Here is a 13,985-nt window from a genome sequence, read left to right on the forward strand (position 1 = left end):
TGATCAAAAATAAAAAAAGGCAGTGTTTATACACTGCCTTTTAATAGATTGAACGCTATATTACTTACGTTGCTGATTTTTCAAGTAATCTTGAATACTCATTGGAGAAGAACGCGGTGATGAACTTGGTGCATTATTCACATCATTTTCAGCATTTTGACGCTTATTAATTGCTGGAACATCATCTTCATCTACAGATTGTGCAGATTGAGTTGCTGTATGACTTACAGTATTACGCTTTCTTGGTTCTGCATCAGCTGCATTACGTGTTAAACCAGTTGCAATCACAGTTACACGTAATTCATCACGCGCATCTGGATCAAATACTGTACCGTAGAAAATCTCGCCTTCATCAAGGTCAACAATTTGGTTAACCACATCAGTAATGATTTCAGTTTCACGTAACGTGATGTCATCACCACCTGTAATGTTAATTAACACGCCTTTTGCATTAATAATATTCACATTATCAAGTAGTGGACTACGGATGGCTTGTTCAGCAGCTTGACGAGCACGGTCTTCACCACGGCCTAAACCAGCACCCATCATTGCATAACCGCGAGTACTCATTGCAGTTTTCAAATCGGCGAAGTCAAGGTTAATGTGACCGCGGTTAACCACAAGGTCAAAGATACTACGTACAGCGTTTAACAATACATCATCTGCCTTTTTATAGGCATCTTTCATTGAAATATCACCATACACGCTTAATAAGCGTTGGTTAGGAATAATAATCAATGAATCAACATGTGCTTCAAGCGCTTCAATACCACGCTCAGCAGATTTTTGACGACGACGACCTTCAAAGTTAAATGGCGTTGTTACAACACCAACAGTCAAAATCCCCATTTCTTTAGCAACTTCGGCAACAACCGGAGCTGCACCAGTACCTGTACCACCACCCATACCAGCGGTTACAAATACCATGTCAGTTCCTTCAAGGTGCTGACGAATAATTTCACGGCTTTCTTCTGCGGCAACCTGACCTACTTCAGGGTTAGCACCAGCACCTAGACCACGTGTACTTTGCTCACCTAACTGAATTTTGAAAGGGGCATTCATACAGTCAAGTGCTTGTTTATCTGTATTGGCACAAACGAATTTAACACCCTGAATATCAGACTGTACCATGTGCTGAACGGCATTACCGCCACCGCCACCTACACCAAATACAGTGAAACGGGCTTGACCGTTGCCATCGTTTAGTTCATCTTCTATAAATTCAAATGAGGCCATGACCTTTAGGGTTCCTAATACATTATGGCAGTCACTTCAGCCCGTATACTGCCTTGATTTTCAAAAATAACTAATTTTAAGAATGCTGTGCAATACAAACCTTGTCAAGTACAGTGGTTTTCTCTTACAACTTCCTAACAATTCTACCAATAAATCCATACATCCTAAAAAATGGCTTTAAGTTTGCTATTAAACGCATTCCAGCCATTCACCATTCGTTCCCATACCGAACGGTCATTCCCCTCTTCAGGTTCCTCAACAGCTTCTTGTAATTCGCTTTGGCTAAACATAAGCAAACCAGCTGCTGTCGCATACATTGATCGGCGTAATGCAGCCTGATGCTGATCATCAGCATACACCTGTAATGGTGGATTACCTAAATGAGCAGACACACCCAGCATACGACGAGCCAAACTTACCATACCTTCGATTTGACAAGCATCGCCTGTCAACACTACACCATGATACAGGCCATGGATTGCACCGCTTTGTTCGAGTTCTTCGCGAATCTGGCTAAAAATCTCTTCATAACGCGCAATAATAATTTCTGATAACTCAATACGACTAATCGTTTGAGGGCCATCAATACCCTGAACTTGAATCATATGGTCAGGCTTAACAGCACTTAGATCAACACAGCCATGCAGAATTTTAATGCGTTCAGCTTCTTCAGTAGTTGTTTGCAATACAGCAGCAATGTCACGTGTCACATGCTCACCACCACGTTGTAATGTACGTGCTAAAGCCAAACGGCCATCTAAATAAACTGCCAGGTTGGTAATACCTGCACCGATATCAACAAGACAGACACCATATTCTTTTTCATCTTTCAGCAAACTTGCTTCAGCCGTAGCCAAGCAAGAAACTACCATTTTCTCAACACCAATGTTCGCACCTTTCATAGCACGATCAAGATTTTGCATAGTGGCAATCGGCATCATCATGAGCTGATAATGACCAGTCATGCTGTGAGCAGTCATATTGATTGGGTTTTGGACCCATTCTGCAGAATCACCTAACTCAAACCCGAGTGGCACTGCACTCGCTAGATAGTAGTCTGAAGTCACATGACTTGCTTTTGCTAACTCTAATGCACGGACAACTTCATTGGTTGTAATCACATGTGCTGGGTTAGCAACAGGTGTGCGTCCAGAAGCATAGAAACTTTGCAACTCGGTACTCGGAATAGAGACCCACGCACTATGAATGCGACATTCGGCCATATTTTCCGCTTCAGCAACGGCGTTTTTAATCGCAGCAATGACTTTATCGAGACTTACAATTTTTCCTTTGTTCATGCCTCGATTGCGAGCAGTTGCCATACCGATAACCTGAATGTTATCCGGCGCATGAATTTTTCCAATCAAAACTGAAACTTTATGCGTCCCAATGTCAATCGCAACAACTGAGGGAACAGCTTCACTCATCACTCATACCATTTCTTTGTTGTCTAATACCAGGCAAATTGCCTATTTTAAAGCCACGTATTATGGCTTTGCTTTTGCACCACCTGCAATGCTTGTGTCATCACTCGTTACAACAAACTGACCATTCACAATTTTAGGTGGGGTTGCATTCTTCCATTGAATAGATAATCCATTACGATATCGCAAATCAATGGCTGAGATTTTCGTCCACACAGGTTTTAGGTCAGATTGTGCCAAATGACTTAAACGTTGCAATTTATTCATTGTTTGATCTTGGTCAACAATAATTCGTAAACCAGAATCAAACTGCATAAACCAAGTCATTCGCTCTGTTAGATATAACTCTTTTAAACGCAAATTAACAGGATGGAATAACTGATTAATTTCATTATAGCGTCGCATCATCATTTTAGACTGGCTTACCGGACCATGTAACAGCGGAAGCTCAGGATGAAGTCTCGGTTCTGCCTCACTAAATACGTCACCACCATCGCTTAATAAGCGACCTGTTCCCCAACGGGCGATCGCATGTCGAGGCATCACACGAACACGAATACCATTTGGCCAGGCACGAGATACGACAACTCGGTCTACCCATGAAATTTCTAATGCTTTATCACGAATCTGCTCTAAGTCAGACGTAAAGTAATTATCTTTTACAATCGGCTGCACATATCGCATCACTTGCTGATTCTCAACCGGAGTTGTTGAACCTACCACCTCAAGCTTTGCGACAGTTGCATCAGTAATAACTTTATATAGACCGTAAATTCCGACCGCCAAGACTAAAAAGGCAATAACCAACAGCACCCATCCGCCAGCATTGGCAAGCTTTTGCTTGCGCGTAGGCGGTTTTTCATGAATGGAGGTAATCGCCGCACGTTTACGGCGCATGGAAGCCGGAAGTTGTGCCATATTTAAGCCGTACCTTCCAATGTTTGCTCAAGAATTGCAACACACAATTCATCAAAGCTATAGCCCACGGCTTTAGCAGCTTTTGGCACAAGTGAATGGCTGGTCATACCCGGCACAGTATTTACTTCTAGAAGCCAGAAATTACCTTGCTCATCCTGCATTGCATCAATACGACCCCAACCTTCTGCACCTACAGCCTGAAAAGCGCGTAAGCATAAGGCTTGTAGTTTTTTCTCTTCGGTTTCGCTAAGACCGCAAGGAATGCCATATTCGACGTCATTGCGTTGATATTTTGCTTCATAATCATAAAAAGCAACATCTGCTGGTGGCTGCAAACGAATAACAGGTAACGGCTGGCCATTTAAGAATGAAATCGTAAATTCGCGTCCCGTAATCCATTTTTCTGCCATGACAACAGCGTCGTGCTGAGTTGCCTTTTCAATTGCTGCTGCAAAGTCTTCAGCCTTTTCAACCTTACTCATGCCTACACTTGAACCTTCATGTACAGGCTTAATAATGACAGGTAAACCTAATTCAGCAATGACTGAGTCTAGATCTGTTTCTTTAGTAATAATGCGATACGGTGCTGTTGGTAAGTCACTACCTTGCCAGATTTGCTTGGTTTTGACCTTATCCATGCCTATTGCAGAACCTTGTACACCCGTTCCTGTATAAGGGATGTTTAACCACTCAAGCACACCTTGGATTTGACCGTCTTCGCCACCACGACCATGCAATACAATAAATGCACGGTCATAGTTTACAAGTTCAGTCACGCTACGGTCTTGCGGATCAAATGCCTCAGCCTGAACACCTGAACGTAACAAAGCGTCCAGAACTGCCTGACCACTATCTAAAGACACAGCACGCTCAGCCGATTTTCCACCAAGTAACACAGCAACTTTGCCGAATTTTGTAGCATTTGACACGTTTAAATCCTTAACCCGATAATTCAATACTTTTTGTTTATTTCACATACAAATGGTGCTGTGCAAGTTCTACTGAAATTGCTCCAACGTTACCTGCACCTTGCGTTAATAACAAGTCATTTGGTTGTAACACATTTTGCATGATGTTTTGCAAATTACCTTCAACCGGATCAATTAAAATCGGCTCAACCTGACCACGCAAGCGAATACTACGCGCCAAAGTACGGCTATCTGCGCCAACAATTGGTTTTTCTCCAGCCGGATAAACTTCTAGTAATAATAATTGGTCGACTTGAGATAAAACTTCAATAAAGTCATCAAAACAATCACGAGTACGAGAGTAACGGTGTGGTTGGAAAAGCATCACTAAACGACGGTCAGGATGACTTTGACGAGCAGCTTTAATCGTAGCTTCCACTTCTTTAGGGTGATGTCCATAGTCATCGACTAATTTCACATTACCTTCACCAAGCTCAAATTCACCTTGTACTTGGAAGCGACGTCCAACACCACTAAAGCCTTTTAATGCACGGCTAATTGCTTCATCAGAAACACCTTCATCAGTTGCAACACCAATCGCAGCCAACGCATTTAAAACATTATGTAAACCAGGCTGATTAATGGTTAAACGCAACGGCTCACGGCCTTTACGCAATACCGTGAAGTGCGAACGCATGCCATCTTGTTCTACATCAATTGCACGGATGTCATTATCTTCGTTAAAACCATAAGTAATAACTGGACGACCTACACGCGGCAAAATCTCACGAATATTTGCGTCATCACCACAAACTACAGCTAAGCCATAGAATGGCAAGTTATGAAGGAACTGTACGAAAGTATCTTTTAATTTATCAAAACTGCCTTCATAAGTGTCCATATGGTCAGCATCGATGTTGGTCACAATCGCTGCCATTGGCTGCAAATAAAGGAAAGATGCATCCGATTCGTCAGCTTCAGCAACAATAAAACGGCTTTCACCAAGTGCCGCATTTACGCCTGTACTGTTAAGTAAACCACCGATCACATAAGTTGGATCAAGATTTTCTTCAGCCAACATTGTAGTTAACAAACTCGTTGTCGTGGTTTTACCGTGTGTGCCTGCTACCGCAATACCATGACGGTAACGCATAAGCTCACCGAGCATTTCTGCACGGCGTACGATTGGGGTACGTTGCTCAATTGCGGCTTTCACTTCCGGGTTTTCTGGATCAATAGCCGTTGACACAACAAGCACATTGGCGTTCTTAATATTTTCTGCTTCGTGTCCAATATAGACCTTAATGCCATTTTCTTCTAATTGTTGCGTGGTTTTTGAAGCTTTAATATCTGAACCGGAAATTTTATATCCTTGGTTAGCTAACACCTCAGCAATACCACACATACCTGCACCGCCAATACCCACAAAATGAATATGTTTGATACGGCGCATTTCAGGCACTTTAATCAATTTTTTTGCTTGGTTTGCAGCTGTTGTTGGAGACATAGTAAATCCGATTACATTTTTTGAATAAGATCAACCACATGCTGAGTTGCATTTGGTTGGGCATGTTGACGCGCTTTCACTGCCATTTCTGTAAGCAATTGGCGGTTCATCAACGTAGTAAACAATTGATTTAAAACTTCTGGTGTCATGGTCGATTGCTGGCAAATTTTTGCAGCTCCGACATCGGCCAGAAATTTGGCATTTGCAGTTTGGTGGTCATCTACCGCGATTGGAAGCGGCACAAAAACTGCTGCAACTCCAGCGGTAGCAACTTCTGTCACAGTTAAAGCGCCCGCACGGCAAATAATCAGGTCTGCTTCGCTATAGGCTTTTGCCATATCTTCAATAAAAGGCAAAACCTGTACAGTTAAATTTGCTGGCGCATCTGCGTACAAAGCTTGAGTCGCCTCAACCTGTTGCTGACCACATTGATGGAAAATATTCAGGGGCACTTGAAGTTGTTTTAATGCCGGAGGTAAACGTTCATTAAGTGCTTTTGCACCTAAAGACCCACCCACAATTAAAATATTTAACGGCTTACCCGCTTGCTCACGCTCATCGTAGCGCCATTTGGGGCTTAAAATATCTGTAATTTCGCGGCGTACCGGATTTCCGGTAGTGACCACTTTTTCGCTCGCAGGAAAAGTATTTGGGAATGCTTCGCATACTACTTTAGCTACACGTGACAACTGTGCATTGGTAAAACCGGCAACTGCATTTTGCTCATGAATGAGAACAGGAATACCTAATAAGCGAGCAGCCAGACCACCCGGTCCTGCAACATAGCCACCAAAACCAGCTACTGCATCAACTTTAAGCTGTTTCATATAGCGCATCGCGCTAAAAGTTGCTTTTAAAATTTTAAAAGGCGCAGCAAGTTTACGGATGATCCCATTGCCACGTACGCCTTGAATATCAATTTGATATATTGGAATATTTTGATCTTTTAATAACCGATTTTCCATACCTGTTGGCGTGGCTAACCATGAAACTTGACAACCTTGCTGTTGAAGTTGTTTGGCTACGGCGAGGGCTGGAAAAACATGTCCACCAGTACCGGCAGCCATCATCATGACATGTTTAGGTTTGCTTTGCTGTGAATCTGTCACGGTCTAATTCTTCAACTCAAAAAACAATGGAAATTGTCATCTATTTTTGTAGCCGTTTATTTTAATCCTAAAGCTTCATTAACGAAAAGCGAATTTCACTCGTTTATAACAGAAAGATGTGCTTTTTTGAAAATATGCCTACAAAGCGCTAGCGTATTTCATATTGTGGTTTTATTAATTGATATATTTTTAGGTGATTTCCCAGCATACGCTTAGGAAATCACTCAAACTGGATTATTGAGCAGGACGACCCGCTTCTAATACGTCAAATAGATCATCGGCAATTGATGTACCAAATTGAGCATCAATTTCACGAATACAGGTTGGGCTAGTCACATTAATTTCAGTCACATAATTACCAATCACATCAAGCCCAACAAATACCAATCCTTTTTCACGTAAGAAAGGCCCGATTTTCGCTGCAATGAGTTTGTCATTTTCAGTAAGTGGACGCGCTTGACCTAAACCACCAGCTGCCAAATTACCACGCACTTCACCATTTTGTGGAATACGAGCTAGACAGTACGGAACAGGTTCACCATTCACCATTAGAATTCGTTTATCCCCTTCTACAATTTCAGGAATATAACGCTGCGCCATAATTGGACGAGTGCCTAATTCTGTCAACATTTCCAATGTAGAACCAATATTTACACCGTCTTGGTATAAACGGAAAATACCCATCCCGCCCATCCCGTCAAGTGGCTTAACAATCACATCGCCATGTTCTTTAATAAATTCACGAATCAGGCTCTGCTGTGATGTCACAAGTGTAGGCACTTGTAGCTCTGGAAACTGCGTAGCAAAAAGTTTTTCATTGCAATCACGCAGTGATTGAGGCTTGTTAATAATCCATGCGCCTTCGCGCTCAGCTTGCTCAAGCACATAAGTCGTGTAGACAAAATTCATGTCGAAAGGCGGATCTTTACGCATGAGTACAACATCATAAGCCGCGATCGATTCTTTTTTCTTTTCGCCCAACTCATAATAATGATTGTAATCTTCGAAAACTTTTAACGGAGAGATTAGACCGTAAGCCTTACCTTGATCGATATATAAATCTTGTTGTAATGCATAACCTAACTCATGTCCACGACGGCTCGCCGCCCACAACATTGCCATGGTTGAATCCTTTTTCAGATTTACGGTTTCAATCGGATCCATGACGACAAGTACACGCATGCTCAAGCTCTTCTTAAAATTTAAATTAGTATGAGTATAACTGAGATTTTTCACTCATTTTTCTTAATTTCAGTAAAACCTTATCTGTTATTTCTTTATCTTGAATTCAGATAAACTCAGTTAAACTAAGATCATAAAATATTATTTTTTAAAGGCTAAAGATGAAACTTTATCGCTATTTAACAGGCCCTGATGACTCTGCTTTTTGCGCACGAGTGACTAAAGCGCTCAATCATGGCTGGGAATTATATGGAGCACCAACCATGACCTTTAATGGCACTCAAGTGATAGTGGGCCAAGCAATTTGCAAAACGATTGATGAAAACTATGATCCAGAAATGGATATTGTAGATGTGCTCAAAAACAATGCTTAACTCTAAGGGTGTTTTTTAATAATGAAGCACCCTCTTCAAACCTCTATTCATAAATAAAACTAATCATTTCAATCAAGCAATTATTCATCACATAAATTATTTTTTTAAAATCAACAATTAAAAATCTATCACGATAATTTTATAAGCAATAGTTCTTTTATTCTAAACAATTAAATGATTATAATTATCATTTATACTTTTATTTTTGTTAATTGACTTTATTTTTATGTTAAAAATTTCTATATCATCTCCCCAAATTAAAAGCTCGTTCCCACTTAGCCTACTCAGTTTAATGATCTTGAATATTCAAGGTGCCTACGCAGAGGAATTAGCGGACTCATCTTCAAAAGTTGCAGCAGTCATGCCAACTATAAAAATTGAAGCGATGAGTGAACTCGATCCCATCAAAAGTTATATCGACTATGACAAAGCCAATGTCACACGTAATGGTTTAGACAAAAAAGATATTCCGCAAACTATTGATACTATTGATGTTCAAAAATATAAAATTTATGGATCAAATGACTTAAGCGTCATGCTGCAAGGTACCCCAGGGGTATCAACCAGTTACGATATGCGTGGTGATGGAATTACCATTCGTGGTTTTGGTGCAGACACAGGTGATATTTACCGCGACGGTATACGTGAAAGCGGGCAAGTACGTCGCAGTACAGCCAATATCGAACGTATTGAAATTTTAAAAGGCCCTGCTTCGGTTTTGTATGGACGTAGCGCTGGTGGTGGGGTTGTGAATATGGTGAGTAAGTTTGCCAATTTTGACTCTAAAAGTTCAGTTGGTGCATATGCGGGTTCATACGATAATTACGGAACAACGGCTGACATCAACCAAGTACTTAACGACAATTTAGCAGTACGTTTGACTGGAGAATATGGCGAGGCAGGCAGCTTCCGCTCAGGTATTAAAAATAAAATTGAGATGCTCTCTCCAAGCTTTACCTATAAAAATGACGATGGAACACTCACTTGGACCACACAATATACCTATGACAAATTAGGTCGAGTTCCTGACCGTGGGCCAACGCGTGACAATCTACCTGTAGATACATCTATCAAAACAGGATTTGCCCAAGATGGCGATTATGTTGATGATATTTTGCAAGTGGTCCGCACCGATGTAAATTATGAATATGCACCTGACTGGAACTTCCACTGGGCAGCGAGTTACCGTCAAGCAGAACAGAACTTTGACCACTTTTATTTTGGAACTTATTGTGGGTTAGATGGCAAAGATTTAAAAGGCAAAACCTGTACAACAAAAAAAGGCTATATCAATCAAATTTACTATTGGCAACAAACTAGCAATAAGACCACGACCAATACCTTTGATATTAAGGGCAAATTCAAAACAGGCTCGCTTGAGCATCAAATTATGGTCGGTACAGACTGGACCTATGAGCAACGAGAACCACGTCTAGCCAATAAGACTCAAAACGGTTCAGCCATTTATGGTTATATTAATCCGCTCACTGGTGAACGTGAATATAGTCGTGGCAATGGCCCTCTTTTAATTAGCCAACATAACTACAATGAAGGTACCACTTATGGTGTATTTGTTCAGGATTTAATTGGTCTAAATGACCAACTTAAACTCATGATGGGCCTACGTTATGATTACTTTGACTTTTCAACTACCAATAAACTTAATAATGATCATCGTAATGTAAAAGACAGTAGTCTTAGTCCAAATGTGGGTTTAGTCTGGCAACCCGTTCCAGAACATAGCTTTTATACGTCTTACTCTAAGAGTTTTGCACCATTTGGCGGACAAATGGGTGTTAACCAAGTTACTGGGAGCACCGATGTCACAAAAATGGATAAAGAGCCTCAATATAATGAGCAATATGAAGTGGGTGTAAAAAGTGAATGGTTAGATAATCGGTTAAATACTCAATTTTCTGTCTTTGATATTCGTAAAAATAATATTCGCTATAAACCAAACCCAGACAGTGAGCCAGATGTATGGGCAACTGCGGGTCAGCATCAATCTCGTGGTCTCGAATTTAGCTTTATTGGGCGTGTACTTGATAATGTCTTTGTTCGCGGTGGGTATGGCTACACAGATGCAAAAGTAAAAGAAGACAAGCAAAATCCTGAACGTGAAGGCAACTATTTAGCAAACACATCTAAGAACACAGGTAATTTATTTGTTCGTTATTTACCAACCGAGCAGTGGTATACCGAAGTGGGCGTGACCTATGTCGGTTCTTATTATCCAAATATTAATAATCAAGTAAAAATGGAAGGCTTCAATCGTGTCGATGCAGCAATTGGCTATAGTGCCGACCCGTGGAATGTTACGCTTGCGGTGAACAATTTAACAAATAAAGAATACTGGCGTTCAGACAGCATGCCAGGCACACCACGTAATGTGTTATTGCGTTTGAATTATCAATTTTAAGTAAGTATTAAAAAGGCATACCCCTATTTTAGAGGTATGCCTTTTTCTTGTTAGATACCGTATCTTTCACGATAAGCTTGCATATTGGCTAAAGCTTCTTTTTCGCCTTTCGCCTCTAAATAATCCATTAAATCTTTCATGGTAATCAGTGCGTGCACAGGAATTTCTAATTCTTTTTGAACTTCCTGAATTGCAGAAAGCTCACCTTGACCACGTTCTTGACGATCTAGCGCAACCAAAACACCCGCAATAGTTGCACCAGCATTTTTCAAAATCGTTATCACTTCGCGAATCGCTGTGCCTGCGGTAATCACGTCATCAATAATCCAAACTTTTTTACCTTCAACCGCAGCACCGACTAAAACACCGCCTTCACCATGATCTTTTGCTTCTTTGCGGTTAAAGCCCCATGGCACGCTCTTGTTATGTGTTTGCGACAAAGCAACAGCAGTCGCAGCTACAAATGGAATACCTTTGTAAGCTGGTCCAAAAATCACATCAACATTTTCGCATTGTGTTAATTTATCGGCATAGCCTTGCGCTAAAAGAGATAAAGCTTCACCATCGTTGAGTAGGCCTGCATTAAAAAAATAAGGACTCACGCGTCCAGATTTTAAAGTAAACTCACCAAATTTAAGCACACCGCGTGATAATGCGAGTTCGATAAATGCTTGCGGGTGAAATGACACAGGCGTTGTCATGAGGTGCTCCAAATTCACAATTGAGGTTAAATTTTCGCATGATACCAAAGGATCAGTATCCAAGTGATGTAAAAATTCTTCGAGTCGTTTCCATTAACGTAAATGGCTTACGTTCTTCAGTGACGAAAGGCTTACTTGAATGGTTAGAACAATCCGATGCCGATGTCGTATGCATGCAGGAAAGCCGCATTACCCATGAACAATGGACTGAAAAGTTTAGACCCGAGGGATGGCATACCCATCTCTTTCCAGCAGAGCGTGCAGGTTACGCAGGTACTGCAATTTATAGCCGCTTACCCTTTGTCTCTATTAAAGATGGTTTAGGGTTTGAATTGGCCGATAGTCAAGGCCGCTTCATTTCTGCCGAATTCGATTTAGGTTTGTCACATCCCGTACATATTGCATCATTATACTTACCTTCGGGCTCAAGTGGTGAAGAAGCGCAGGCACGTAAAGATTTATTTTTGGGTGAATACGCAAAAATCTTAAAACAATGGCGTGATGAGAATAAGTCCATCATTATTTGTGGCGATTACAACATCGTTCATAAACGGATTGATATTAAAAACTGGTCGGGCAACCAAAAGTCGTCTGGCTGTTTACCACATGAGCGTGCTTGGCTTGATCATATTTATGATGAACTTGGCTATGTAGACACCTTCCGTGTGGTAAGAACAGAAGCCGAATTGTACTCATGGTGGTCAAATCGCGGACAAGCTCGTGCGAAAAACGTAGGGTGGCGTATTGACTACCAAGCATGTTCACCAGACTGGAAAGCACGCACAGTAAATGCATGGGTTTATAAAGATCAATGGTTTAGCGATCATGCTCCAGTTATCATCGACTATAAAATTCAAGATTAAGTGAACAAGTGTTCACTTGCATTGTCGTTTTTGCTTACAACACATGTCGTTTTTGAGTATTTTTCTTACACACGTTTAACGGCATTATAGCCCCACGGCACAGGGAAGCAGTCAGGATGACGCAAAAGGATAGGACGCCGTAGGAAGATAAAATAAACTTAAGATAAGTTTATTTGCAAGGATGTGACAATGGACGTTGAAATGAGACCCGCATGATCAGGATGATTAAATGCGGGTTTTCTCTTTTCTATCTCTTATTTTTTGCGCTAAGTTCTTTTAGTTTTCTAGATTCTTCTTATTGAGTTCATTATTACCTTGTCTTATGACAATAACATGACATTCTTTATTGTTTTAATCATTATTTTTCATTTGTTTTAAAAGTATCGGTATAAAGTAGTGCCCAAATGCATTTTGGGTTAGGCTGTGTGTTCTTTCTTTTTGACATGATCCGATAAAATGTTAAAAATTTATGGTATTAAAAACTGTAATTCAATGAAAAAAGCATTTGATGCCTTACAAGCAAAAGGTTTGAGTTACGAATTTCACGACTATAAGAAACAAGGGATTGATGCCGATACCTTGAAAATCTGGTTAAAAGAAATTGGACAAGATACCGTTCTCAACAAGAAAGGTACTACGTGGAAAAAACTATCTGAAGATGAACAAACTCGTGCTTTAAGTAGCGAAGATTATCTTATTGAAGCGCTAATTGCTCAGCCAAGCTTAATTAAACGACCAGTTCTACAGACCTCTAAAGGTTTTCTGGTCGGTTTTGATGAAACTGCCTATCAAAACTTAAATGCATAAAAAAACGAGCCAAATGGCTCGTTTTTTTCATTCACAGATTTAGTTCGCACGAATCCACGTTTGGTTACGGCCCAATGCTGAAACACCAATATAGCCGCGTAATTTAAGCTTTTTACCACCCTCAGCCAACTCACCTTTTAATTTGTAAGTTTTGCCAGATTTAGGGTCTAAAATTGTACCGTTTTCATAACTGGTACCACCTACATTTTTTAGATTATGTACAATGGTCACACCTTTAAGCGGTTTGTTTTTATACGGACCTTCACATTTTGTACAAGAGTTTTCTTCACCTGGTGTCAAAATGCTTTGAATGGTTGCAGTTAAGGTTCCATCCTTCTGTTCCGTAAACTTTACTACGGCTTTGGGCTTATTGGTTTGGTCATCAATCGTTTTCCATACCGTTCCGTTTAGTGGGTCAGCCGCATTGGCAAATGCAGCCATACCAACAAGTCCTAAAGCTAAAGCAATCTTTTTCATTTTTGTAATATCCTTGGGTCTTTCAAGACTTCAGTATTCAAAACTCGCAACGATATTGCA

General features: G+C 40.7%; 13 protein-coding genes. 4 read left to right on the forward strand and 9 right to left on the reverse strand.

All coding sequences use genetic code 11. The features are described 5' to 3' along the window. Positions 1-60: 60 nt before the first annotated feature. The 7 genes from ftsZ to gshB form a co-directional block, all read right to left on the reverse strand. Entirely contained in the window at positions 61-1,236 is a 1,176-nt protein-coding gene (gene ftsZ / locus ABLC00_RS17735) for a cell division protein FtsZ (RefSeq protein ID WP_002053783.1), read from the reverse strand. Positions 1,237-1,400: 164 nt separating this feature from the next. Then, positions 1,401-2,663, reverse strand: coding sequence for a cell division protein FtsA (gene ftsA, locus ABLC00_RS17740; RefSeq protein ID WP_002053865.1), 1,263 nt, complete (start codon positions 2,661-2,663; stop codon positions 1,401-1,403). A 60-nt stretch (positions 2,664-2,723) separates the two neighbouring features. Continuing rightward, positions 2,724-3,578, reverse strand: coding sequence for a cell division protein FtsQ/DivIB (locus ABLC00_RS17745; protein WP_004884912.1), 855 nt, complete (start codon positions 3,576-3,578; stop codon positions 2,724-2,726). A gap of 2 nt (positions 3,579-3,580) precedes the next feature. Then, positions 3,581-4,507 (reverse strand): D-alanine--D-alanine ligase, encoded by a 927-nt coding sequence (locus ABLC00_RS17750; protein WP_000063661.1) that lies wholly within the window; start codon positions 4,505-4,507, stop codon positions 3,581-3,583. A 37-nt stretch (positions 4,508-4,544) separates the two neighbouring features. Continuing rightward, positions 4,545-5,993: a UDP-N-acetylmuramate--L-alanine ligase gene (gene murC / locus ABLC00_RS17755; RefSeq protein ID WP_004884918.1), complete on the reverse strand. Its 1,449-nt coding sequence runs from the start codon at positions 5,991-5,993 to the stop codon at positions 4,545-4,547. A gap of 11 nt (positions 5,994-6,004) precedes the next feature. Next, positions 6,005-7,102 (reverse strand): undecaprenyldiphospho-muramoylpentapeptide beta-N-acetylglucosaminyltransferase, encoded by a 1,098-nt coding sequence (gene murG, locus ABLC00_RS17760; protein ID WP_006582462.1) that lies wholly within the window; start codon positions 7,100-7,102, stop codon positions 6,005-6,007. Positions 7,103-7,336: 234 nt separating this feature from the next. Next, on the reverse strand, positions 7,337-8,284 hold the full coding sequence (gene gshB / locus ABLC00_RS17765; protein ID WP_006582461.1) for a glutathione synthase: 948 nt from the start codon (positions 8,282-8,284) through the stop codon (positions 7,337-7,339). Between the two features lie 161 nt (positions 8,285-8,445). Between gshB and ABLC00_RS17770 the strand changes: the two genes are divergently transcribed. Next, on the forward strand, positions 8,446-8,658 hold the full coding sequence (locus ABLC00_RS17770) for a DUF1737 domain-containing protein (RefSeq protein ID WP_006582460.1): 213 nt from the start codon (positions 8,446-8,448) through the stop codon (positions 8,656-8,658). A gap of 226 nt (positions 8,659-8,884) precedes the next feature. Further along, on the forward strand, positions 8,885-11,077 hold the full coding sequence (locus tag ABLC00_RS17775; protein ID WP_006582459.1) for a TonB-dependent siderophore receptor: 2,193 nt from the start codon (positions 8,885-8,887) through the stop codon (positions 11,075-11,077). Between the two features lie 50 nt (positions 11,078-11,127). Here the strand turns inward: ABLC00_RS17775 and pyrE are convergent, their stop codons facing one another. After that, entirely contained in the window at positions 11,128-11,778 is a 651-nt protein-coding gene (gene pyrE / locus ABLC00_RS17780) for an orotate phosphoribosyltransferase (RefSeq protein WP_348941006.1), read from the reverse strand. Positions 11,779-11,816: 38 nt separating this feature from the next. On the opposite strand from pyrE, the gene ABLC00_RS17785 reads away from it, so the two are divergent. Together ABLC00_RS17785 and ABLC00_RS17790 are read left to right on the forward strand one after the other, a co-directional pair. Then, positions 11,817-12,641, forward strand: a complete 825-nt coding sequence (locus ABLC00_RS17785; protein WP_006582457.1) for an exodeoxyribonuclease III — start codon at positions 11,817-11,819, stop codon at positions 12,639-12,641. Between the two features lie 456 nt (positions 12,642-13,097). Next, positions 13,098-13,448, forward strand: coding sequence for an arsenate reductase (locus ABLC00_RS17790; protein ID WP_006580821.1), 351 nt, complete (start codon positions 13,098-13,100; stop codon positions 13,446-13,448). A gap of 39 nt (positions 13,449-13,487) precedes the next feature. Here ABLC00_RS17790 and ABLC00_RS17795 read toward each other — a convergent pair whose 3' ends face one another. Further along, positions 13,488-13,925: a DUF2147 domain-containing protein gene (locus tag ABLC00_RS17795; RefSeq protein ID WP_002053814.1), complete on the reverse strand. Its 438-nt coding sequence runs from the start codon at positions 13,923-13,925 to the stop codon at positions 13,488-13,490. Between the last annotated feature and the right edge of the window lie 60 nt (positions 13,926-13,985).

This window comes from Acinetobacter nosocomialis, assembly GCF_041021905.1.
GTDB classification, from domain to species: domain Bacteria; phylum Pseudomonadota; class Gammaproteobacteria; order Pseudomonadales; family Moraxellaceae; genus Acinetobacter; species Acinetobacter nosocomialis.

Bases quoted from the DNA above. Each gene is read 5' to 3' on its own strand.
- ftsZ (WP_002053783.1), bottom strand. From the start codon at position 1,236: ATGGCCTCATTTGAATTTATAGAAGATGAACTAAACGATGGCAACGGT.
- ftsA (WP_002053865.1), bottom strand. From the start codon at position 2,663: ATGAGTGAAGCTGTTCCCTCAGTTGTTGCGATTGACATTGGGACGCAT.
- ABLC00_RS17745 (WP_004884912.1), bottom strand. From the start codon at position 3,578: ATGGCACAACTTCCGGCTTCCATGCGCCGTAAACGTGCGGCGATTACC.
- murC (WP_004884918.1), bottom strand. From the start codon at position 5,993: ATGTCTCCAACAACAGCTGCAAACCAAGCAAAAAAATTGATTAAAGTG.
- gshB (WP_006582461.1), bottom strand. From the start codon at position 8,284: ATGCGTGTACTTGTCGTCATGGATCCGATTGAAACCGTAAATCTGAAA.
- ABLC00_RS17770 (WP_006582460.1), top strand. From the start codon at position 8,446: ATGAAACTTTATCGCTATTTAACAGGCCCTGATGACTCTGCTTTTTGC.
- ABLC00_RS17775 (WP_006582459.1), top strand. From the start codon at position 8,885: ATGTTAAAAATTTCTATATCATCTCCCCAAATTAAAAGCTCGTTCCCA.
- pyrE (WP_348941006.1), bottom strand. From the start codon at position 11,778: ATGACAACGCCTGTGTCATTTCACCCGCAAGCATTTATCGAACTCGCA.
- ABLC00_RS17785 (WP_006582457.1), top strand. From the start codon at position 11,817: ATGATACCAAAGGATCAGTATCCAAGTGATGTAAAAATTCTTCGAGTC.
- ABLC00_RS17790 (WP_006580821.1), top strand. From the start codon at position 13,098: ATGTTAAAAATTTATGGTATTAAAAACTGTAATTCAATGAAAAAAGCA.
- ABLC00_RS17795 (WP_002053814.1), bottom strand. From the start codon at position 13,925: ATGAAAAAGATTGCTTTAGCTTTAGGACTTGTTGGTATGGCTGCATTT.